Origin of the sequence: Clostridium sp. (genome assembly GCF_034179595.1) — a bacterium.
Lineage (GTDB): Bacteria > Bacillota > Clostridia > Clostridiales > Clostridiaceae > Clostridium.
The window spans coordinates 1-21,805 of the sequence record NZ_JAXFPT010000087.1; the positions used below are offsets into that span (position 1 = coordinate 1).

Below are 21,805 nucleotides of genomic sequence, written 5' to 3' on the forward strand. Positions count from 1 at the left end.
CCCACCTCAAGATGAGATTTCCCATAGCGTAAGCTAGTAAGACCCCTTGAAGAACACAAGGTTGATAGGTCAGGGGTGTAAGCATGGTAACATGTTCAGCTGACTGATACTAATAGGTCGAGGGCTTGACCAATAAAAGACGATCAACAAAAATTCATGTGCAATTTTCAGAGAATAATCTGAAATCTGGTGATGATGGCATAGAGGAAACACTCCTTCCCATTCCGAACAGGAAAGTTAAGCTCTATAGCGCCAATGGTACTGCACGGGAGACTGTGTGGGAGAGTAGGACATTGCCAGGTCCAATTGGATCTTTAGCTCAGTTGGTTAGAGCAACCGGCTCATAACCGGTAGGTCCGGGGTTCGAGTCCCTGAAGGTCCACCATTTTGGGGGTATAGCTCAGTTGGGAGAGCACCTGCCTTGCACGCAGGGGGTCAAGAGTTCGAATCTCTTTATCTCCACCAAAGGTGGAAAGCTATGAACTTATGTTCATAGCTTTTTTTATTTATAATTCATTATTTTAAATATGTTATAATTATAAATATAATTTTGTATAAATACAATTTTAAAAAAGTGTAATTTATATAATATTATATATTTTTTGATAAATAATAAAATAATTATAAATATACAAATATATAAATTAAAAAATGTAATAAAATGAAAAAATATTGCTAAAGTTAGTTATATACAAGTAACTTGTGATTATATATAATTAATTTATAGATATAATTAATTTGCTTGATTACGTTTTCAAAAAGTAGAACTAAAAACTTATAAATTCATATAATAAGAATATGAAGAACGTAAAAATTTAGAGTCTTTTAAATCTTAGGATGGGGAGTGTTTTTTTTGACGAAGATAGAAGAATTAAAAGAATGTCTTAAACAATTAAAGCTTGAGAAGCGAGAATTAATTTTAGCTGGAAAGAAAACTTCTAGTCTAGATGAAAAAATAAAAGAAATTGAAAATAGTATCAATGAATTGCAAGAAAAAAATGTAGATTAATAAAAATACGATTTATAGATTAGAAGCCTGAGAAATGTATCTAGGTTTCTATTTTATTTTAGAATAATTACCTATATTCAATAATATAATTTATTTAGATATATCTTAATATTATTATTGGAGGGGTAAGAATGATTAGAACTGTTGTATGTAAAAAAGAAGGATGCTCAGGAAATAAATTTCATATTGAAACTATAGATAATAATATTCAAGCAACTTGTAAGGAATGTGGAGACAAGTATATATATGAAATAGGTAGTGATGGATATGAGCTTCTATCAACATGTGTTTCATGTAAAAATGATACTTTTAAGTTATTTAGAGATATTAATGCAAATAAATTATATTGTAAGTGTTCAGAATGTGGAGATCCACCAGAAAGAATATTTATAGATGATGATGGTATACAAATTCCATATGATACAAAATTACTACAAGAATTAAAGAATCAGATGAATTCTATAGAACAAAAATTGCTTAATTTAGACATTAAGATTGAAAATTTAGAACGTGGTCAAAATATTTTAGAAGAATCCTTAGCATATATAAATAAGTATATAGTGGAAAATAAATAATGTAGATATAGTAATAGTATTAAATATTTAGAAAATTTACTTGATAAATACATTATAGTATAATATATTTATGATTATTTATAGGAGATTTTTTAAATGAATACTAAATATAAAAAGGTAGTTTATTGGATTATATTAATTGCCTGGATGATATTTATATTTTATATGTCTAATCAGCCAGCTGATGTTTCTAATGGACAAAGTGATTTTGTTTTAAATCTTGTAGAAACTTTAGGAATTAGTATATCAAATAACTATGTAGATATAGCAATTACAATAATAAGAAAAGGTGCACACTTTACAGAGTATTTAATATTAAGTTTATTATATTTTAATGTTTTAAGAATGTATATAAATAAAAATAAAGCATTAATATATTCAATTGGGTTATCTTTCATTTATGCAGGCACTGATGAATTCCATCAGTTATTTGTTGAAGGAAGAGCGGGAAGATTTACTGATGTGTTAATAGATACTTCAGGTGCAGCTACAGGATCAATAATAGTACTTATAATAAAAAATTTAATAACTTATAAAAAAGCAAAGAATCAATAAAGATCTTTGCTTTTTTATTTTTTAGGGGAAGTTATTAATTTTATTAAATAATAAGAAGGAAAAATTCTTATAAAAGTATATTTATAATTTTATTAATAAAGTTTTAAATTTTTATTAATAAAAAGTTGCTTTGTTTACAAAAATATTATATAATGTGTTCATATTAAAAACAAATGTGTTTTTTATGAAGACGAAGTGAATTCATGCTTAATTAAGGGGAGGGGATAATTATGAAACAGAAAACAAAACAAAAAGGTTTTCTTGGTATGGTTGAACGAGTAGGAAATGGATTACCACATCCAGCTACTATTTTTGTCATTTTATGTGTAGGAATTGTAGTTTTATCAGCTGTATTAGCTAAAATGGGAGTAGGCGTTACATATACTGGATTAGATAGAGCTACTATGGAAATTAAAGAGTTAACAGTAACTGTGCAATCTCTTTTAACTCCGGAAGGAATTAGATATATGTTCCAAAGCGTTGTAAGTAACTTTACAAGTTTTGCACCACTTGGAACTGTTTTAGTTGCTTTACTTGGAGTTGGTGTTGCTGAAGGGACAGGCCTTATAGGAACATTATTAAAGAAGTTAGTAACAAGTACTCCTAAGAGACTAATCACAGTGGTTGTTGTATTTGCTGGTATAGTTTCAAATATTGCATCAGATGCAGGTTATGTAATTCTTATACCTTTAGGAGCAGTTGTATTCTTAAGCTTTAAGAGACACCCACTTGCAGGTATTGCAGCAGCTTTTGCAGGAGTATCAGGTGGATTTAGTGCAAATATTATATTTGGGCCAACAGATGCATTACTTGCAGGTATAACTCAAGAATCAGCTCAAATGGCTCAAGTTGGGTATGAAGTAGGTATAGCTTCAAATTGGTATTTCTTAATTGCATCAACTATTTTAATTACAATTGTAGGTACTATAGTTACAGAAAAGATCGTAGAACCAAGACTTGGAGAATACAAAGGTAATAAAGCAACTGAAGAGATAACAGATATTACTCCAGAAGAAAAAAGAGGATTAAAATTTGCTGGAATTGCATTACTTTTATTTGCTATAGTTATGGCAATACTTGTTGTTCCAAAGACTGGAGCACTTAGAAACCCTGAAACAGGAGAAATATTAAAATCACCTTTCATGGATTCTATGGTAGCAATAATTTCAATGGTATTCTTTATACCAGGAGTTGCATTTGGAATAGGTAAAAGAGAAATAACAAGTGATAAACAAGTGATAGGCTTAATGGGTAAGAGCATGTCATCAATGGGAGGATATATAGTTTTAGTATTCTTCGCATCTCAATTTGTTGCTTATTTCAATCACACTAACATAGGTACTGTTATTGCAGTAAAGGGTGCAGATTTCTTAAAGAATGCTAATATAACTGGAATACCTTTAATATTAGGATTTATATTAGTTTCAGCATTTATAAATTTATTCATGGGATCAGCATCAGCAAAATGGGCTATTATGGCTCCAGTATTTGTTCCTATGTTTATGGGTCTTGGAAATTCTCCAGAACTTATTCAAATGGCATATAGAATTGGTGATTCAACTACTAATATAATATCTCCTCTTATGACGTATTTTGCATTGATAGTTGCATTTGCAGAAGTTTATGATGAGGATATGGGAATAGGAACTTTAATTTCAACAATGGTTCCATATTCAATAATATTCTTAATAGCATGGTCTGTATTATTAATAGTTTGGATGTTATTAGGATTGCCACTTGGACCAGGAGCATCATTATTCATATAATTTTTATATATTATAGAAAAAGAACAGGGATTTTTATAATCTACTGTTCTTTTTAGTTTGTGGTAAATTCTCAAGTTTAAAAATGATTTAGAAAAGTATTTTTATAATTGAACAAAAATATTTAGATTATGATAAAATGATATTTGTAAATTTTTGTTGGAGGATTTTTATAATGGAAATAAGGAAGTTTAAAGATGCTTTTACAAGCTTTGTAACTATAGCATTAAAACCTCTAATACTTATTTTAGTTTTTTCAGCAATAGCTAGTTTGAAAATCTACTATAAAGGAATGGATTTATCAACTGTATATTCTGTTATATTTTTAGGGATAAGTATTTTACTTGGGATTTTTTTAGTTAAAAGCAAACGCTTAAAAAGCAATAGTAAAATTATTATTATTTTATTGTGGAGTTTTTTATTAAGAGCATTATGGCTAGTAAATATAAAATCAGTACCAGTATCTGATTTTAATACTATGTATGAAAGTGCTAAGGCAGTATTACAAGGAAATTATGATACATTATGGGGGACAGGTTATATAGCTAGATTTCCACATTTAACTATGATGGTTATGTATATGACATTTATGCTTAAATTCTTTAAAGATGCACTATTAGCAATGAAAATTGTTAATTTAGCGATGGGAGTATTGGTAGTTTATCTGATCTATTTAATACTTAAAGAAATTTTTGATAAAAAAGAAGTTGTATTAATCGGAACTTTAATAGCAGCAATTTTCCCACCACTTATAACATATACAGGTGTATTTTGTACAGAAAATTTAGCTATACCATTTTATTTAGTAAGTATATATATTTTCCTTTTAGCATGTAAGAAAAAAGTTAGTTCATGGATGTTTATTGTTACAGGAATACTTTTATCAATTGGGAATTTATTTAGAATGGTAGCTGTAGTAACTTTAATAGCATTTGTTATGTATATTATAATTTATACAAATACTAATATAAAAGAAAAAATAAAGTCTACTCTTATGATTGTTATATCATTTTTATTAGTTTTAGTATTAGTTAGCACAAGCTTAAGAGCAGCAAAAATTACTCAAAATAATCTTTGGAGAGGAACTGAACCATCAATTACTAATACACTTAAAGGAACTAATATAAAGTATGGTGGTAGATGGAATCCAGAAGATGCAGCAATTCCAGAAAAGTATAATTTTAATTATGATGATATACAAAATGCATGTAAGGATATTATTTTTGAAAGACTAACAACAACTCCAATTACAGAATTATTGAGTTTTTATATAGAAAAATATTGGGTTCAGTGGAGTGAAGGAGATTTAAGTGGGGTGTTTTGGTCACAGCTTAATGTACCAGAAGAAGATATAATAATAAAATTTGATAAGGGAGGAAAAGAAATCTTCCAAGTTATTTATGCATTGATAATAGTACTTGTATTTATAGGTTTATTTAATAAGAAGAGATTTAAAGATAATTCTGAAATAAATTTATTCTATATAATATTCTGTGGATATGGGGTTGCTTATTTGATAACAGAAATGCAATCAAGATATTCATATATAGTATGTTGGCTATTTATTATTTTAGCTGTTTCTGGTGTTGAAAAAATAAAAGAATGGACTAATTAGCATAGATAAATAGGTGAAAAATATTATGAAATTTAAAAAAGCATGTAATAATCTGAAAAAAATAAAGAAGGAAACCTTAATTAAGATAATTGTATTTTTAGTTTTAGTAGTTAAAACAATATCGTTTATGGCGATTGGTTCTTCACTTACTGGTAGAACTTTTATAGGATGGGGTGTACAAGTAGATACAGAGCTACTTTTAGCTCATGTAGCATTTATATTGATACTATTTATTCCGTCTTTCTTTTTCAAAGGGAAAAGACAACTTACTTATTTAATAGTAATAGATACATTGTATTCAATATTATTATTAGCGGATCTTTGGTATTATAGGGCAAGTAGAAATTATTTAGGACTTAGACATATATTCTTTAGAGAAATGTTTAATCCATTAAGAGAGAACTTAATAAATCCAGACAAACTAGATTTATTATTTATAATTGATATACCTATATTTATATTAATAAGAAATAAATTTAAGTGTATAGAAAACTATAAGAAACATGCTAAATTAGCAATAAGTGTTTTAGTTGCTTGTATTGTAGTTATATACGGAACTCATTATTTATTTGATATTAAGGATATAACTGATGGAAAAGTATCATATATGAGTACTGAATGGTCACCATTTGCTATGATGCAAAATGCTTCTCCATTAGGATATCATGTATATGAAGGTGTAGTTGCTGTTGAAAAGAAAAACATGAAACCAAATGAAGATGAAATGAAGCAAGTTGATCAATGGCTTGAATGGAATAATCAAAAGTTACCTGATAATAAATATAAAGGAATTTTTAAAGGGAAAAATGTTATATTCATGCAAATAGAGTCTTTAGAGAATTTTGTAATTGGTCAAAAGGTATATGGACAAGAAATAACTCCTAATTTAAATAAACTTATGAAAAAATCATTTTATTTTGATGATATATATGAACAAAATAATGCCGGAAATAGTATAGACTGTGATATGATGATTAATTCAGGCTTGTTAACTTTAGGGGATAGTATAACATTTTTAACTCATGCTGATGTTAAATATCCTGCACTTCCAAGAATACTTAAGAAAAATGGATATACTGTGGCATCTACACACGCAGAAAGAGCTGGAGATTGGAATTGGTCTGAAGCTCATAGTAATGCATTAGGTTATGAAAAAATGTGGGATATAGATTCATATGATATAAGTGATTCATTTGGAATGGGGCTTTCTGATAAATCTTTTTATGATCAATATGCAGATAAACTTAAAACACTAAAACAACCATTCTTTTCAATGATACCTACTTTATCTAGTCATGGGCCATTTGATTTGCCAGAGAAGTATAGAAAATTAAAACTTCCAAAGGAAATTGATGAAACTAAATTAGGTGGGTATTTCCAAAGCATTCACTATGCAGACGAACAAATAGGTTTCTTTATGGATAAATTAGAAAAGCTTGGACTTCTAGACAATACAGTTTTAGTTATATATGGAGATCATACTGGAGTACATAAATATTATAATGATGAAATTCAAAATCTACCTCTTGAAGGTGATTGGTGGAAAAAGGTAGATCATAAAATACCATTATTTATTTATGGAAAGGGTATAAAAGGAGAAACTATAAATGCACCAGGGGGTCAAAGTGATGTAGCACCTACGGTTCTATATCTTTTAGGTATAAATACAAATGCTAAATTCATGGGAAGAAACCTTTTAAATACAAATAGAGATGCTACCGTAATTAAAGGAAGTATAGTAGTTGGAAATCCTACTAAAGAAGAGAAACAAAAATTACAAGAGGCATATAAGATAGCTGATTATATAATCAAAAATAAGTATTTTGAAAACAGAGGATTAGTTAATTAATACAGACAAATATATTTAAAAATAAAAGCCTAGAGATTTTGCTCTAGGCTTTTATTTTTAAGAAAATTTTTCATTAAGAGTTTCATCAGATTTTTTATTAGCCTTTGTATTGTTCCCGCGAATTTCAGAAGTTGTTTTTATTTTATAACTTTTAAACATAATGTAACCTAGGTAACCACTACCAGCACTTATAACAGCACAACATAAAGCTGTAAGTAATACTTTAAATGGTGGATTATATGCAAACATTACCGCAAACCCAGCTATAGGAGTAGCTGTACCTGGAGACATATTAACAAGTTCCATAATAACAATTATAATGCCACATAAAGCGCCACCTATAAAATTAGTTACATAGATAGGAATAGGATTTGCTGTTATTATATCTGCTTGAGTTAAAGGTTCTATTGCAACTGATATAGTATCTTTTTTGCTTCCAAACTTCATTTTTTTAAATAATACTAAGTTTAAGAAAGATGAACCAAATACTGATAAAGCACCTATTGCCATTGGAACACCTGTAAGACCAAGCATCGCTGTTAGAGCCATAGAACTAAGAGGTGCAGTTGCAACAACAGTTATTATACCACCAAGAATTATTCCCATTATTATAGGATTAGAATCTGCAGAAGCAACTAAAATTTGTCCGATTTTTAATAGTGTTGAATTAACTATTGGTGTCATACAATCACCTATAAGTCTAGTAAGAGGAGCTGCAAATACTATTATAACTATTAAATCTAATCCTCCAGGTAAATTTTTTTCTAAAAACTTAACAACGAAGGACATCAAATATCCAGCTATAAATCCAGGCAATATCCCAAGTCCTGAACATGATAATCCAATTAAAACTGAATATACTGGTGATGCACCAAGTGCTAAAGGTACAAGAGTTGCAGCAGCAATCCCACCTAAGCTACCATTTGATTCGCCGATCTTTTTTAAAAATTCTATATGTAACACATCACCGAAGAATGAAGAATGGAATGCTTCAACTAAGAAACTTGCACATGCTGCACTAGCAAGAGCTCCCATTGCCTTCATCCCTTGTGGCGCCTTATAACTAAATAGTGTAAAACACGCTAATACTAATAATAAAAGTCCTGTTCCAATTAAAACTTGCATTGTTTTCCTCCTCAAATTTGTAGTCTTTAGTTTTACCAAGTTTTTTATCAGTTGTAAGTATTGCTGCTGGTATAATTCCACAAGAACCAGTGGTTGGATAAGCAACTATTTTACCCATTGAACTGTTTACTTCAGAATATGATAAAGCCATGGACATAACTGTAATAGCTGTATCTCTTAATGATTATTTTATTAGATTCTAAGTACTTTTGCAATTTAAATTAATGAATAAACTTTCTTTTGCTTGCCTATATTAGCAGCTTGTTTCATTACATTAAGGGTTTCATGAATTTGTAAAAATAATTGTTCACGCGATATATTTTTTTTATTTTATCTGATAGTTTGAAAGATATATTACTATAAACTTCAAAAGTCATAGTTGCATATTTATATTTTTCAGCTCTACCGAGTTTCATAAAAGCAATATTTATTTGATTTTTATCTATTATTTCATGGTTATGATTGGATGTATCTTTAATTAGAAATTTTACTGTGTTTGGATGTACTTATCCTAAATCTTGTTCGATGAATTTAATTTTTAAACCTTTATTTTGAGAAATTAGAATTGAATTTTTAAGATTATCATCACTTGAATTCATTCCAAGGATTCCAGTAACAAAGACTCGATCAGTTCCATGACCTTTATAAGTGTGAGGATGAGGGGCCAACCATTATAGGACCTAAAATATCAAAAATGCCTAAATTTTTTATATAAAACATCTCCTTTTTAATTTACACAATGATATTAAACTTTTTCAAAAAAGATTGTCAATGTGCTATTAATTATCAAAAAAGTATATTAGAAAAGGAAATGTTAAGAAAAATGTAAGATTAAATATAATTTATTGACAAAATTCGGATGTTGTAATTTAATTATATATATTTAATAAAATAAAGTATTTTATTAAATTTGTTACATTTATTTAATAAATTAATTTTTTGTCAATTATAATAGTTAATATATATTTATTAAAATATTAAAATAATATATAATAATAAAATAACTTTTTAAAAATTTATTTGGGAGAGTTTTAATGGGGAGCAAAAGAAAAAGAAATAAGAAAAAATGGAAAAGATTTATTGCATTTATAATGTTTGAATTAATTTTTACTATAATTACAGCACCATTTATATTGCTTTATGGTCCATTTGACAATGCTAAAAGAATATATGTTGGATCTGCCATGACGACTTTTAATCATCAATATTTAGCAACAATGTTTTTATCAAAAGAAAGAATTGATAATATACTTAATTCTTCCGATACTCGAAATCAAAATTTAGATTTTAAAAGTAATAATTCAGTAGTTGAAGTAAGTGGAACTCATGATAATACAATGGAACTTTATAAGTTCGACAATTCAAAATATAATGGATATATGTTAGTAATTAAGGACCCTAAGAGAGTAAAGGTTGCATATACAAGTAGTATGTATAAAAAAGGACAAACAACTTCAGAAATGGCAATGCAAAATAATGCAGTAGCAGCCATAAATGGAGGAGCTTTTATAGATACATCGAGTAATTCAAACTGGACAGGTAATGGAGGGACACCTACAGGGGTTATAATATCTAATGGTAAAATAGTTTTCTCAGACTTAAAAACAGATAATTCAAAAACAGAATGTATGGCTATTACTAAAGAAGGTAAAATGCTTGCAGGTAAATATTCTATAAATGAATTAAAAGCATTAGATGTTCAAGAAGCAGTTAGCTTTAAACCTGTTTTAATTAAAGATGGAGTTCCTACTGCATTAGAAGGTTCAGATGGTGCAAGAGGTATAGCACCAAGAACTGCAATAGGACAAAGAGCTGATGGATCAATAGTTATGATGGTAATTGACGGTAGAGATTTAGTTTCAGGTTTAGGATGTACAATTACAGAACTTCAATCTCTTATGCTTACAAAAGGAGAATGTGTAACTGCCATAAACTTAGATGGTGGAAAATCATCTACAATGTATTTAAATGGACAAGTTATAAATAATGTATCTAATGGACTTGGAGAAAGATATATAGCATCCTCAATTATAGTAAAATAACAAAGGAGAAGTTATGAAAAAATTAAAGATGATATTATCGTGGGTAATTTTATCGCTTATATTACAATGTAGTGTATTATTCTTTTTAGATAAGTTTTACTTTAAAGACAATACTAATGTTAATATGGAACAAGTAAAAATAGATGATAATCATGTTAATACAAATATGCATGTTCATATACCAGATAATGCAAAAGACATAAAGGTATCTTATGATGCAAAATATGTAGCTTATTATGAAGATAAAGCATTAAAGGTATGTAATACTAATACTGGGGATGTAGATGTATTAAAAAATTCAGAAGGAAGAGTAATATTAAGATCAATTTGGCTTCAAGATAGAAATAAGTTACTTACACTAGAAGTAGAAGATGGCGAAATAGTATTGTACAATTATGATGCTCAAAAGCAAACTGATCAAAAGATAGTTGATATTTGTCCATATAAAGCAAATTATAAAAATTTTGATATACAAGTTTCAACAATTACAGGTGTTACTTATATTCAAATAAACAATGCTATTTATAGAATAGATATAAATCAAAGCTTTGCGACTAATGTACCATTAGCTGTACAAAGCTTAGGAAGTGTTTCAGTAATGCCAACTAAAGATAGATTAGTTTACGTTGCTAAAAAGGGAACAGTAATTCATATGACTCAACCTGTTAGCAGAATACCTATAGACTCTAATGAACAAATAGAGATATTAGGAATAGATGAAGATGGATATGTTTATGTTGGACAAATAAAGAATAACTTGGTAGATGGAATAATTAAAAAGAATTTAGATAATATAAATTCTAAGAGTGAAAAAATAAAGTTAGACAAACCAGTTGAAAAGAGTAATATATTTATTAATGGAAAAGGTCAGATATATGTAAATAACCCTAGCAAGAAGGTTGTAAAGGAAATTAAATCTTCAGCGGAAATAAAATATAAAGGTAACTTTGTTGCTTATTATAGTAATGGGGTAGCAAGTATATTAGACGGAAAATTCTATAGAACGAATTTTACTAAATAATAAAAAAGAGAGAGCAAAATTTTGCTCTCTCTTTTTTATTACCTTAATTTTATAGCAAAGGTAAACAGAAAAAGGAGGAGTTTATAATTATTAATATAGTTTAAGTTAGTTTGTAATATCATACTATGTTATTTAATTTCGAGTTGTTCTAAATATATTACAAAAAATTATAGATACATTTATATTAAGCTATAATTCTAAAACACCTTTATATTTCATAAAAATTAATATGAGAGTTTTTGAAAGGTGGGTAGAGAGGTAAATCAATTGAGAAATATTAATTGAAATATATCCTCATAATAGATGAAAAATTACAATATAAAAAATTTAAGAAATATTGGGTTTATAGGACATGGAGCAACTGGAAAGACTTCTTTAGTTGAGGGACTATTATATGCTGGAAAAGTGATTACTAGGCTTGGAAAAATAGAAGATGGTACTACAGTATCAGATTTTGATGAAGAGGAAAAACATAGAGGAATATCGCTTTCAGTATCAGTTTCACCATTAGAATGGAAAGGAACTAAGATTAATTTAGTTGATATGCCAGGATATTTTGATTTTGTAGGTGAAAGCATCCAAGGAATGAGAGCAGTTGATATTGGAATTATAGTTACATGTGGAGTATCGGGTGTTCAAGTTGGTACGGAAAAAGCCTGGGATTATTGTAATAAAATAAAACTACCAAGAGCTTTCTTTATAAATAAGTTAGATAGAGAAAATTCAAACTTTGATAAAACTTTAAATGAACTGAAAGATAAATTTGGTATAAGTGTAGTACCAGTTCAATATCCAATCGGAGAAGAAGTTAACTTTAGGGGAGTAATAAATGTAATATCAAAAAAGGCTAAGGTATACAATAATAAAACAAAAAAATTAGATGATGTAGAAATTCCAAAAGAATTATTAGAAAAAGTAGATAAATGTAAAGAAATGATAATGGAAGTTGTGGCAGAGACAGATGAAGAATTATTAGATAAATATTTTTCAGAGGGAACATTAAGTGATGAAGAAATATATAAAGGTTTAATAAATGGGTGTTCTAAAGGAGAAATAGCTCCTGTAATGTGTGGAAGTGCAATTAATGCAATAGGAATGGAATGTTTTTTAGATGATGTTGTAGAATGTTTTCCATCACCTGAATTATCTCTTGCACAAAAGGCTATAAATGAAAAAGGAGAAGAGGAATATGTTTCTATTTCAGAAGACAGTCCTTTTTCAGGGTTAGTATTTAAAACGATAGCAGATCCTTTTGTAGGGAAAATTTCTTTATTTAGAGTAATAACAGGAAAACTTAAAAATGATATGACAGTAGTAAATTCAAATAAAAATAAGAAGGAAAAGTTATCAAATATATTCTTCATGAGAGGCAAAAATCAAATACAAACAAATGAAATTGGAGCAGGGGATATAGGTGCAGTATCAAAGCTTCAATTTACTGAAACTGGAGATACTCTTGTAGATTTAAATTTTAAAGTGGTATATGATAAATTTAATTTCCCAGAGACTGTAATGTCTATGGCAATTTTACCTAAATCAAAAGGTGATGAAGAAAAAATTTCTATTGCATTAAATAAATTATTAGAAGAAGATCCAACATTTAAGTTAAAACGTGATATAGAAAATGCAGAACTTATAATATCAGGTCTTGGAGAAACTCATTTAGAAGTTATAGCATGCAAAATAAAAAATAAATTTGGTGCAGATGTATTACTTAGAATGCCAAAAATTCCATACAGGGAAACTATAAAAGGAAGTGCAGATGTACAAGGAAAGCATAAAAAACAATCAGGTGGTCATGGACAATATGGAGATGTGAAAATAAAATTTGAAAGAAGACATGATGGAGAAGATAGTTTAGAATTTGTTGATAAGGTTGTTGGAGGAGCAGTTCCTAGAAACTTTATACCAGCAGTAGAAAAAGGGCTTAAAGACTGTATAAAACATGGAGTATTGGCAGGATATCCAGTAATAGGTCTTAAGGCAACTCTTCATGATGGATCATATCACCCTGTAGATTCATCAGAAATGGCATTTAAAATAGCAACGGCAATTGCATATAAAAAAGGTCTTGAAGCTGCAAATTCAATACTTTTAGAGCCTATAATGAGAGTTGAAATAATAATACCTGATGAATATATGGGAGATATAATAGGAGATATTAATAAAAAACGCGGAAGAGTTATTGGAATGGAGCCTGAAAATGATAAGCAAAGAGTTATATGTGAAGTCCCTTTAGCAGAAATGTTTAATTATGCTACTGATTTAAGATCTATTACTCAAGCTAGAGGGGAATATAAAATGTCTTTTGAGAGATATGAAGAGGTGCCTCCAAATGAAAGTAATAAGATAATTGAAAAGAAAAATAGTGAAATTGAGTAATAATGAAGAAGTATTACTAAGACTTAAATCTTAGTAATACTTTTTTTATACAAATAAAAATGTTAATATATATTTAGGAATAGTAAAGTATTATTACAAATTAGCTATATTATATAGCAAAAATGGAATAAAAATAAAATTATAGAATATATAATAATAAATGTAAAATTGCACATAATAATGATATGTAATTTTGGTTTGATGGGAGGATAGAACTTATGTCTGATTATAGAATGGATATATGTGGGGAAATTGGACTAAGTGAGTATAGTAATATCTATGATTATTTATGTGTAGTTGATAAAGAAGATAAATTTACAATATCTATAAATAAGGAAAATGAAAATAATATAGATACAATAAGTTCAATACTTAAAGATAATAAATTCACTATTGATAATGAAGGGATAAATAGTGAAGGAATTTACTTTATAATGGCTCATAAATATGAGTAATAGTAAAAAATGATAATTAATTGTAATTAAGGACTTTATTATTTCTATAAATATATTAAAATAGAATAGTAAGTCCTATTTTTATGGAATTATATAATAACTTAAAATTAATGGAGGATTATATGAATAAGTATGTAGTCGGTGTAGACTTAGGTGGTACTAAGATAAGTACTGCTCTTGCAGATTTTGAAGGGAATGTTATAGCTCAAAGCACAATTCCTACAAATGCTCATGAAGGGGAACAAAAAGTTTTAGAAAGAATAATAAACAATATTCAACGTGTTATTGATGAAGGTGATACTAGTATAGAACATATAGAAGCTATAGGTATAGGATCACCAGGACCTTTAGATTCAAAAGAAGGTGTAATAATAACTACTCCTAATTTACCATTTACTAATTTTAATTTAGTAAAACCATTAAAGGATAAGTTTAATGTACCAGTATTCTTAGATAACGATGCTAATGTTGCAGCAATCGGTGAATATATGCTTGGTGCAGGTAAAGGTAAGAAAAATATGGTTTATTTCACAGTTAGTACTGGTGTAGGTGGAGGAGCAATTGTTGATGGAAACATTTGCAGAGGAAACACATCAAACGCTTTAGAAATTGGTCATATAACTGTTTCACCATTTGGACCAAGATGTAATTGTGGAAATGTAGGATGCTTAGAAGCAATATCATCAGGAACAGCTATTGGTAAGAGAGGTCAAGAAGCTGTTAATAGTAAAGTTGATACTTCACTTAAAAAATATGAAAAGGTTACATCATATGAAGTATTCAAAGAAGCTGCAAATGGAGATGAAGTTGCAAAGGATATTATAGATAACGCATTAAGTTTCCTTGGAATAGGTGTAGCTAATGCTATATCAATCTTCGATCCAGAAATGGTAGTTATCGGAGGAGGAGTATCAAAAGCTGGAGATATAGTTTTTGAAAAAGTTCGTGAAGTTGTTAAGAAGAGATGCTTTAAATCAATGGCAGAAAGCTGTGAAATAGTACCTGCTGGATTAGGAACAGATGCAGGAGTTATAGGTGCTGTTGCATTAGCACTTTTAGAATTAGATAAATAATAAAAAACTGTAGCTAATTTAGCTACAGTTTTTTACTTATGAAAATTAAAGTTGATTTAACTATTATTAACATGAACGAATTAGAAAAAATTGAATAAAACAAAGTATAGGTGCATATCTTATTAATATAAAGAGTAAAATTGTTATTAAGGGAAGATGAATAAATTCTCTTCTCTCATACATAATTATAAGTTGCTTAACAGCGTTAATTAAGTGATTTATAAATTACCCATGCAATAAACTCTGTGTAATGAGAGGAAGGATTTTTTATATATGCTATCCTTAGAGTTTTTTTATTCTAGGGATAGCAACATAAAAAATTGCATTCAACTTGTGGTGATTAGGATGGTAGTATATCTTTAAAAAGCATAACTATCATCCTTATTATTTTTATAAAAATAATATATAATAAAATATATGTATATTATGGTTAAATAAACTAATAGTAAGAAGGGATTTTTATGAAATGTGAAATAATTGCAGTTGGTACAGAGGTTATTTTAGGAGATATCCTAAATTCAAATGCTCAATACCTTGCAAAGGAGTTAGCTAATTTAGGAATAGATGTCTATTACCATGAAGCAGTTGGAGATAATAGAGAAAGAATACTAGATTGTTTTAAACATTCATTAGATAGAAGTGATATTATAATTACAACTGGTGGACTTGGACCAACTAAAGATGATATGACAAAAGAGCTTGCAGCAGAATTCTTTGGCATGGAAATGTGCCTTCATGAAGAAAGCTTAAAGAAAATAAAAGATTATTTTAAAAAAATGGGAAGAGAGTTTGTAAAAAGCAATGAAAAACAAGCATATTTTCCTAAAGAAGCAATTATATTAGATAATGAAAATGGAACAGCACCAGGTGCTATATTTGAAAAAAACAATAAAATCATTATAGTATTACCTGGACCACCAAAAGAAATGCAGCCAATGTTTGAAAAGCATGTAAAGAAATATTTAGAAAAACTTACTGGAGAAACTATAGTTTCAGAAGTATTAAGAGTATTTGGTATAGGAGAAAGCTTAGCAGAAAATAAGTTACAAGATTTAATTGATAATGGCAAAAATCCTACAATTGCACCTTATGCTAAAGAAGGTGAAGTTATATTTAGATTAACTGCAAAAGCTAAAAGTGAAGAAGAGGCAAAAAATTTAATAAAGCCTGTAAAAGATGAAATCTATAAAAGATTAGGAGATGCAGTATATAATACTGGAGATACAACACTACAAGATACAGTAGCAAAAATGTTAGTTAATAAAAATATGACTATTGGAGTTAGTGAGTCATGTACAGGAGGGCTATTATCATCTAAATTAATAGAATACCCAGGAATATCAAAAGTTTTTCTTGAAGGAGCTGTAACATATTCTAATGAAGCAAAGATTAGAACGCTTAATGTTAAAAAAGAAACATTAGAAAAGTTTGGGGCTGTAAGTCATGAAACTGCAAGGGAAATGGCTGAAGGAATAGCAAAAAGAACTGGAGCTAGAATTGGTATATCAACAACTGGAATTGCTGGGCCAACTGGTGGTACAGAAGATAAACCAGTAGGTCTTGTATACTTTGGCATATATCTAGATGGTGAAGTTAAATCTTATAAACATATATTTGTTGGAGATAGAAATTCAGTTAGAAATAGAGCTAGTATGACAGCTTTAAATATAATAAGAAAAAGCTTATTATAAATTTTAATCTAAGTAATACATTGAGAAAAACTCCTCTTTGTTATTTAGAATAAAGAGGAGTTTTTTTCTGTATATAAATAAAATGGGGGAGAGGCGATTAATTAATGAAGCATTAGCCTCATTAGATAGTATCTCCTTAAATTCTAAAAATATACTTAATTACAATAAAAAAGGAGGAAAATATGAAAAAAGTTTTTAGAGCAAATTTATATTTTCTAATAATACTACTATTAGAAATATTTATGCCTTATGTATTATTACCGATTTATAGATTTATTGGAATAAGAGATATAAGAATAGCATTAGTTTGCAATCACATAATAATATTTATAATACCAGCAATTATATATGTAATAATAACTAAATGTAATGTAATAGAAACTTTTAAATTTAAAGTTTTACCACTAAAAGATTTAATGTTTGTAATTATCCTAGGATTTTTATGTGTTCCAATAATGAATTTTTTTGGTATTATAAGTGGTTTCTTTTTTGAAAATAACATAGGAAATTTAATGACATCAATATCAAGCACTCCGTATATTGTACTTATGGGAATAATAGCTTTAATGCCAGCTATTACAGAAGAAATAACACTTAGAGGTGTAATATTATCTGGATATAGTGGGAAGAGTAGATTTAAATCAGCTGTTATTATAGGAATATTCTTTGGAATATTTCATCTAGATGCAAATCAATTTTTATATGCAACTGTACTTGGATTTATATTAGCTTATGCAGTAAGAGTTACAGGAAGCATATTCACCTCAATGATAATGCACTTCATAATAAATGGTAGCTCTGTTACACTTCAAAAATTGATAAACGTTATTCAGCCGGATAAAATAGATAAAACAAGCTCTGTATCTCTTAAGACGCTTCCTTTTACAGAGAAAATGTCATTGCTTCAAGGAAGTATAGGTATGTTTATTGTAGTTTCATTACTAGCCTTTTTTGTAATTAAGAAATTAGACACTTTAGGAAGAGAAAGAGGTGTTGTTACAGTAGAAAATCCTGAAGGATATAGAAGTATTTCAGGAAGTCTAATTGAAACAAATGAAAGAATTATAAATTTACCACTTATAGCAAGTGTAATTATTTATATTTTATATATGTCACTTACTAGTATGATATAAAAAACCTTAGATAATAGATTAATCTATTATCTAAGGTTTTTCTTTATGTTGCAGTAACGTTAGTAGACCTTCCATAAAAATAAGAGAAACTTTTTTCGATAACCCAACCTCTAGAATTTATATCGCTATCTATTGGAAGAGATATATAATACCAATTTTGATTATTTATTTGAGCTTTATCTAAAATTTTTACCTCCATATTAATATTTATATGTTGTACTAATTCAGAGGATTCTAGAGGTGATATATAAACATTAGAATTTTCGTTTATTATCCCCATATTAGAATTAGGAACTGAAAATTTAATATGGATTACTCCATTCTTTTTCATGGAATTAACTTTGGGAACTTTTTTTTGTAATCTGTTAATTTGATTATTAGCAATTAATAATTGTTTTTTATAATAGAAAAGTTTCTTTTCATAATATAATACTAAACAAATTATAACTAAAATAAATAAAACAAATAAAAGATATTTCATTAAAAAGACTCCTAAATTGCTATATATTATATATATTTTTTGTTTTAAAAATTATTCAGTTACTTTAAGCATATATTATCAATTATTTATTTAAAGAATTTTTTTATTAAGTTAAATTTCTTATCAGTAAATGGAGGATAAGAAATTGTGTTGTTTAAGAAAGAAGATTTCTTTAAAACTCCCTTTTGATGTGAAAATGTAATGAAACTATATTCACCATGATAGTTACCCATGCCTGAATTACCAACTCCACCAAATGGTAAGTATGGATTTGAAACGTGCATTATAGTATCATTAATAGTTACATTACCAGAACTAATCTCATTTAATAATTTCTTTTCAACAGCATTATTATTTGTAAAAATATAAAGTGCTAATGGTTTTGGATGACTTGTAATATCTGATATTACTGTATCTAAATTTTTATAAGTCATTATAGGTAAAACAGGCCCAAAAATTTCTTCTTGCATGCTTGCAGAATCTCTAGATTTTACATCTATTAAAGTAGGCTCTATATATTTATCTTTTTCATTTGTATTACCACCGAATATAATACCACTTTTATCCTTTTCTATTATAGTTTTTATACGATTAAAATGCTTATTATTTATAATTCGTGCAAATGAATTGCTATCCTCTATATTTTCACCTAAGTATTTTTTTAGAGAATATATCATTTCATCAACTAATTGATCTTTAACAGTTTCATGTACAACTACATAATCAGGAGCAATACAAGTTTGACCTGCATTAAGTATTTTTCCCCATACAATTTTTTTTGCAGCTTCTTTAATATCTGCACTTTCATCTACAATTACAGGGCTTTTACCACCAAGTTCAAGTGTAACAGGAATTAAATTTTTAGCAGCAGCTTGCATTACAATTTTTCCAACAGGAACACTGCCAGTAAAGAAAATATAATCAAATTTAGAATTAATCAAAGAAGTAGTTGTATCTACAGCACCTTCGACACACTTTATATATTCATCATCAAAAATCTCGTTCATCATATCTATAATTACTTTTGATGTGTTTGGAGATAACTCTGATGGTTTTAATACAGCGGTATTTCCAGCTGAGATTGCACCTATTAATGGTTCTATAATTAATTGAAATGGATAATTGTAAGGACCTATTATAAGAACTGATCCATAAGGTTCATTGATTATATAACTTTTTGCAGGCATTAAATAAATTGGAGTTTCCTTTTTCTTTGGTTTTGCCCATTTTCTTAAATTTTTAATTGCCTCTGAAATACTATTGTATGAAAAACCCACTTCTGTCATATATGCTTCAACTTTATGCTTGCCAAGATCCTTATGAAGTGCATCTAATATTTGAGTTTCATATTTTTTTATACCTTGCTTTAGAATTTTTAATTGTTTAATTCTAAAATCAATATCTTTTGTTATTTGAGTATTGAAATAATTCTTTTGTTTTTCTAAGATTATTTCAACATCTTTTAAACTTAGTTCATTAATATCCATATAACCTTCTCCTTTGTATTATATAAGTATAGTTAAATTATGAGAGATTTTAAATTATATATTATTAATAACTTCTTCTAAAACTTTACCAATAGCATCATGAATAGCTAAATTAGCTTTATTATCAGCAGAAGTTGAACTTTTGTTAATTAAGATAAGATTTTTACCTCTAAAATAATCAATAAGTCCAGCAGCAGGATAAACAACTAAAGAAGTTCCACCAATAATTAAAGTATCAGCTTGACTTATTGCCATTACAGCTCTATTAATAACAGCATTATCTAAACCTTCCTCATAAAGTACAACATCAGGCTTTACTTGACCTCCGCAATTAGTACAAATAGGAGCTCCTTTTGATTTTAATACAAAATCAGCATCATAAAATTGACCACATTTAGTACAGTAATTTCTATGTACTGAACCATGAAGCTCAAAAACATTTTTAGAACCAGCAGCTTGATGAAGACCATCAATATTTTGAGTAACAACAGCCTTTAATTTCCCCATTTTTTCAAGTTTAGCTAAAGCAATATGGCCAAGATTTGGTTTAGCTTCAGGATATATAAGTTTAGCTTTATAAAAATTAAAGAATTCTTCAGGATATCTAACATAAAAAGAGTGAGAAACAAGTTGTTCTGGTGTAAAAGTCATATTTAATTTTTCATTAAAAAGACCTGTAGCACTTCTAAAGTCAGGTATATTGCTTTCTGTTGATACTCCAGCTCCTCCAAAAAAAACTATATTGTTACTTTCTTTTATAATCTGAGTTAATTTTTCTATTTTAGTATTCATTAAATCATCTCCAAACAATATTTATAATTATATTATTGACATTTAGTTAAATAAGGAAAAATAATAAATTCGATTTTATATTAATTATACACCATTAATTTATTATATAAGTAATATATATATAGTGAGAATTTGAAGAGGTGTATAAATGAAGATTTGTATTATTTATGGTAATGAAAGACATGAAAATACTTATAATACAGTTAAAATAATAAAGGATGAACTTAAAACTAAAGATGATATAGAATTTGAAGAATATTTTTTACCGAAAGATATGCCAAAGTTTTGTAATGGATGTTTTAATTGCTTTTATTATGGAAAAGAAAAATGTCCTCATTCAGAATATACATTGAAAATATATGATAGTTTTAAAAATGCGGATGGAATAATTTTTGCTTCGCCTACTTATGTTATGGATGTTACAGGGCAAATGAAAACTTTGTTAGATCATTTTGGGCATATGTATATAGTTCATATGCCAATGGAAGAAATGTTTAAAAAATCAGTATTTATTGTTTCAACTACTGCTGGAACAGGAACAAAGCATGTAATAAATACAACAAAAAGATCTGTTAAGTATTGGGGTGTAAGTACAATAGTTGAGTGTGGGCTTAATGTAAGAAATGCTAAATGGAATGATATATCTTAAAAAAATAAAGAGAAATGTATAAAAAAATTAAAAATAAAAAGTAATAAATTTTATAATTCTATAGGAAATAATAATAGACCAAGTCTATTTGTAAGAATAATGTTTAAT

General features: G+C 27.9%; 19 protein-coding genes, 2 tRNA genes, 2 rRNA genes and 1 pseudogene. 18 read left to right on the forward strand and 6 right to left on the reverse strand.

From position 1 onward, the window contains the following. The 10 genes from SPJ33_RS10460 to SPJ33_RS10505 form a co-directional block, all read left to right on the forward strand. Positions 1-133: ribosomal RNA gene (locus SPJ33_RS10460) — 23S ribosomal RNA — on the forward strand; the annotation flags it as partial. A 52-nt stretch (positions 134-185) separates the two neighbouring features. Then, a 5S ribosomal RNA gene (gene rrf / locus SPJ33_RS10465) occupies positions 186-302 on the forward strand. A gap of 6 nt (positions 303-308) precedes the next feature. Continuing rightward, positions 309-385 (forward strand) — tRNA-Ile (locus tag SPJ33_RS10470). A gap of 4 nt (positions 386-389) precedes the next feature. Next, a tRNA-Ala gene (locus SPJ33_RS10475) sits at positions 390-465 on the forward strand. A 388-nt stretch (positions 466-853) separates the two neighbouring features. Next, a complete protein-coding gene (locus SPJ33_RS10480; protein ID WP_321117905.1) occupies positions 854-1,009 on the forward strand; it encodes a hypothetical protein in 156 nt (51 codons plus the stop codon). Between the two features lie 131 nt (positions 1,010-1,140). After that, entirely contained in the window at positions 1,141-1,584 is a 444-nt protein-coding gene (locus SPJ33_RS10485) for a hypothetical protein (protein ID WP_321117906.1), read from the forward strand. 96 nt (positions 1,585-1,680) lie between these two features. Further along, positions 1,681-2,139 carry a VanZ family protein gene (locus SPJ33_RS10490; protein ID WP_321117907.1) on the forward strand — a complete coding sequence of 153 codons (459 nt, stop codon included), beginning with the start codon at positions 1,681-1,683 and terminating at the stop codon, positions 2,137-2,139. A gap of 230 nt (positions 2,140-2,369) precedes the next feature. Then, positions 2,370-3,905 (forward strand): AbgT family transporter, encoded by a 1,536-nt coding sequence (locus tag SPJ33_RS10495; RefSeq protein ID WP_321117908.1) that lies wholly within the window; start codon positions 2,370-2,372, stop codon positions 3,903-3,905. Between the two features lie 172 nt (positions 3,906-4,077). After that, a complete protein-coding gene (locus SPJ33_RS10500; protein ID WP_321117909.1) occupies positions 4,078-5,517 on the forward strand; it encodes a glycosyltransferase family 39 protein in 1,440 nt (479 codons plus the stop codon). A 25-nt stretch (positions 5,518-5,542) separates the two neighbouring features. Beyond that, positions 5,543-7,366 carry an LTA synthase family protein gene (locus SPJ33_RS10505; RefSeq protein WP_321117910.1) on the forward strand — a complete coding sequence of 608 codons (1,824 nt, stop codon included), beginning with the start codon at positions 5,543-5,545 and terminating at the stop codon, positions 7,364-7,366. Positions 7,367-7,423: 57 nt separating this feature from the next. On the opposite strand, the gene SPJ33_RS10510 is transcribed toward SPJ33_RS10505, so the two are convergent. The 3 genes and pseudogenes from SPJ33_RS10510 to SPJ33_RS10520 all read right to left on the reverse strand — a co-directional run bounded on the left by SPJ33_RS10510 (position 7,424) and on the right by SPJ33_RS10520 (position 9,202). After that, complete coding sequence (locus SPJ33_RS10510; protein ID WP_321117911.1) at positions 7,424-8,491, reverse strand: PTS sugar transporter subunit IIC; 1,068 nt, start codon at positions 8,489-8,491, stop codon at positions 7,424-7,426. Next, a complete protein-coding gene (locus tag SPJ33_RS10515; protein WP_321117912.1) occupies positions 8,430-8,642 on the reverse strand; it encodes an L-serine ammonia-lyase, iron-sulfur-dependent, subunit alpha in 213 nt (70 codons plus the stop codon). Before SPJ33_RS10515 ends, SPJ33_RS10510 begins: the two co-directional genes overlap by 62 nt. A 118-nt stretch (positions 8,643-8,760) precedes the next feature. Then, a pseudogene (locus tag SPJ33_RS10520) lies at positions 8,761-9,202 on the reverse strand (hypothetical protein). A gap of 323 nt (positions 9,203-9,525) precedes the next feature. On the opposite strand from SPJ33_RS10520, the gene SPJ33_RS10525 reads away from it, so the two are divergent. The 7 genes from SPJ33_RS10525 (at position 9,526) to SPJ33_RS10555 (ending at position 18,288) form a co-directional block, all read left to right on the forward strand. Beyond that, the gene (locus tag SPJ33_RS10525) at positions 9,526-10,533 is read left to right on the forward strand and encodes a phosphodiester glycosidase family protein (RefSeq protein ID WP_321117913.1); all 1,008 of its coding nucleotides are present in this window, start codon (positions 9,526-9,528) and stop codon (positions 10,531-10,533) included. Between the two features lie 13 nt (positions 10,534-10,546). After that, a complete protein-coding gene (locus tag SPJ33_RS10530; protein WP_321117914.1) occupies positions 10,547-11,554 on the forward strand; it encodes a hypothetical protein in 1,008 nt (335 codons plus the stop codon). Between the two features lie 303 nt (positions 11,555-11,857). Further along, positions 11,858-13,936 carry an elongation factor G gene (gene fusA, locus SPJ33_RS10535; RefSeq protein WP_321117915.1) on the forward strand — a complete coding sequence of 693 codons (2,079 nt, stop codon included), beginning with the start codon at positions 11,858-11,860 and terminating at the stop codon, positions 13,934-13,936. 218 nt (positions 13,937-14,154) lie between these two features. Beyond that, the gene (locus SPJ33_RS10540; protein WP_321117916.1) at positions 14,155-14,391 is read left to right on the forward strand and encodes a hypothetical protein; all 237 of its coding nucleotides are present in this window, start codon (positions 14,155-14,157) and stop codon (positions 14,389-14,391) included. Between the two features lie 122 nt (positions 14,392-14,513). Next, complete coding sequence (locus SPJ33_RS10545) at positions 14,514-15,464, forward strand: ROK family protein (protein ID WP_321117917.1); 951 nt, start codon at positions 14,514-14,516, stop codon at positions 15,462-15,464. Between the two features lie 461 nt (positions 15,465-15,925). Continuing rightward, entirely contained in the window at positions 15,926-17,155 is a 1,230-nt protein-coding gene (locus SPJ33_RS10550; protein WP_321117918.1) for a competence/damage-inducible protein A, read from the forward strand. Positions 17,156-17,337: 182 nt separating this feature from the next. Beyond that, positions 17,338-18,288: a type II CAAX endopeptidase family protein gene (locus SPJ33_RS10555; RefSeq protein ID WP_321117919.1), complete on the forward strand. Its 951-nt coding sequence runs from the start codon at positions 17,338-17,340 to the stop codon at positions 18,286-18,288. A gap of 43 nt (positions 18,289-18,331) precedes the next feature. On the opposite strand, the gene SPJ33_RS10560 is transcribed toward SPJ33_RS10555, so the two are convergent. From SPJ33_RS10560 to SPJ33_RS10570, 3 genes are all read right to left on the reverse strand, one after another. After that, a complete protein-coding gene (locus SPJ33_RS10560; protein ID WP_321117920.1) occupies positions 18,332-18,619 on the reverse strand; it encodes a hypothetical protein in 288 nt (95 codons plus the stop codon). Between the two features lie 236 nt (positions 18,620-18,855). Next, positions 18,856-20,256, reverse strand: coding sequence for an aldehyde dehydrogenase (locus tag SPJ33_RS10565; protein ID WP_321117921.1), 1,401 nt, complete (start codon positions 20,254-20,256; stop codon positions 18,856-18,858). 54 nt (positions 20,257-20,310) lie between these two features. Continuing rightward, on the reverse strand, positions 20,311-21,048 hold the full coding sequence (locus tag SPJ33_RS10570; RefSeq protein WP_321117922.1) for an NAD-dependent protein deacylase: 738 nt from the start codon (positions 21,046-21,048) through the stop codon (positions 20,311-20,313). 148 nt (positions 21,049-21,196) lie between these two features. On the opposite strand from SPJ33_RS10570, the gene SPJ33_RS10575 reads away from it, so the two are divergent. Next, on the forward strand, positions 21,197-21,697 hold the full coding sequence (locus SPJ33_RS10575; RefSeq protein ID WP_321117923.1) for an NAD(P)H-dependent oxidoreductase: 501 nt from the start codon (positions 21,197-21,199) through the stop codon (positions 21,695-21,697). Positions 21,698-21,805: the final 108 nt, after the last annotated feature.

What these genes read in the sequence shown, in the direction of transcription:
- SPJ33_RS10485 (WP_321117906.1), top strand. Translation starts at nt 1,141, where the DNA reads ATGATTAGAACTGTTGTATGTAAAAAAGAAGGATGCTCAGGAAATAAA.
- SPJ33_RS10555 (WP_321117919.1), top strand. Translation starts at nt 17,338, where the DNA reads ATGAAAAAAGTTTTTAGAGCAAATTTATATTTTCTAATAATACTACTA.
- SPJ33_RS10515 (WP_321117912.1), bottom strand. Translation starts at nt 8,642, where the DNA reads ATGGCTTTATCATATTCTGAAGTAAACAGTTCAATGGGTAAAATAGTT.
- SPJ33_RS10545 (WP_321117917.1), top strand. Translation starts at nt 14,514, where the DNA reads ATGAATAAGTATGTAGTCGGTGTAGACTTAGGTGGTACTAAGATAAGT.
- SPJ33_RS10570 (WP_321117922.1), bottom strand. Translation starts at nt 21,048, where the DNA reads ATGAATACTAAAATAGAAAAATTAACTCAGATTATAAAAGAAAGTAAC.
- fusA (WP_321117915.1), top strand. Translation starts at nt 11,858, where the DNA reads ATGAAAAATTACAATATAAAAAATTTAAGAAATATTGGGTTTATAGGA.
- SPJ33_RS10565 (WP_321117921.1), bottom strand. Translation starts at nt 20,256, where the DNA reads ATGGATATTAATGAACTAAGTTTAAAAGATGTTGAAATAATCTTAGAA.
- SPJ33_RS10500 (WP_321117909.1), top strand. Translation starts at nt 4,078, where the DNA reads ATGGAAATAAGGAAGTTTAAAGATGCTTTTACAAGCTTTGTAACTATA.
- SPJ33_RS10490 (WP_321117907.1), top strand. Translation starts at nt 1,681, where the DNA reads ATGAATACTAAATATAAAAAGGTAGTTTATTGGATTATATTAATTGCC.
- SPJ33_RS10575 (WP_321117923.1), top strand. Translation starts at nt 21,197, where the DNA reads ATGAAGATTTGTATTATTTATGGTAATGAAAGACATGAAAATACTTAT.
- SPJ33_RS10530 (WP_321117914.1), top strand. Translation starts at nt 10,547, where the DNA reads ATGAAAAAATTAAAGATGATATTATCGTGGGTAATTTTATCGCTTATA.
- SPJ33_RS10540 (WP_321117916.1), top strand. Translation starts at nt 14,155, where the DNA reads ATGTCTGATTATAGAATGGATATATGTGGGGAAATTGGACTAAGTGAG.
- SPJ33_RS10495 (WP_321117908.1), top strand. Translation starts at nt 2,370, where the DNA reads ATGAAACAGAAAACAAAACAAAAAGGTTTTCTTGGTATGGTTGAACGA.
- SPJ33_RS10505 (WP_321117910.1), top strand. Translation starts at nt 5,543, where the DNA reads ATGAAATTTAAAAAAGCATGTAATAATCTGAAAAAAATAAAGAAGGAA.
- SPJ33_RS10560 (WP_321117920.1), bottom strand. Translation starts at nt 18,619, where the DNA reads ATGAAAAAGAATGGAGTAATCCATATTAAATTTTCAGTTCCTAATTCT.
- SPJ33_RS10550 (WP_321117918.1), top strand. Translation starts at nt 15,926, where the DNA reads ATGAAATGTGAAATAATTGCAGTTGGTACAGAGGTTATTTTAGGAGAT.
- SPJ33_RS10525 (WP_321117913.1), top strand. Translation starts at nt 9,526, where the DNA reads ATGGGGAGCAAAAGAAAAAGAAATAAGAAAAAATGGAAAAGATTTATT.
- SPJ33_RS10510 (WP_321117911.1), bottom strand. Translation starts at nt 8,491, where the DNA reads ATGCAAGTTTTAATTGGAACAGGACTTTTATTATTAGTATTAGCGTGT.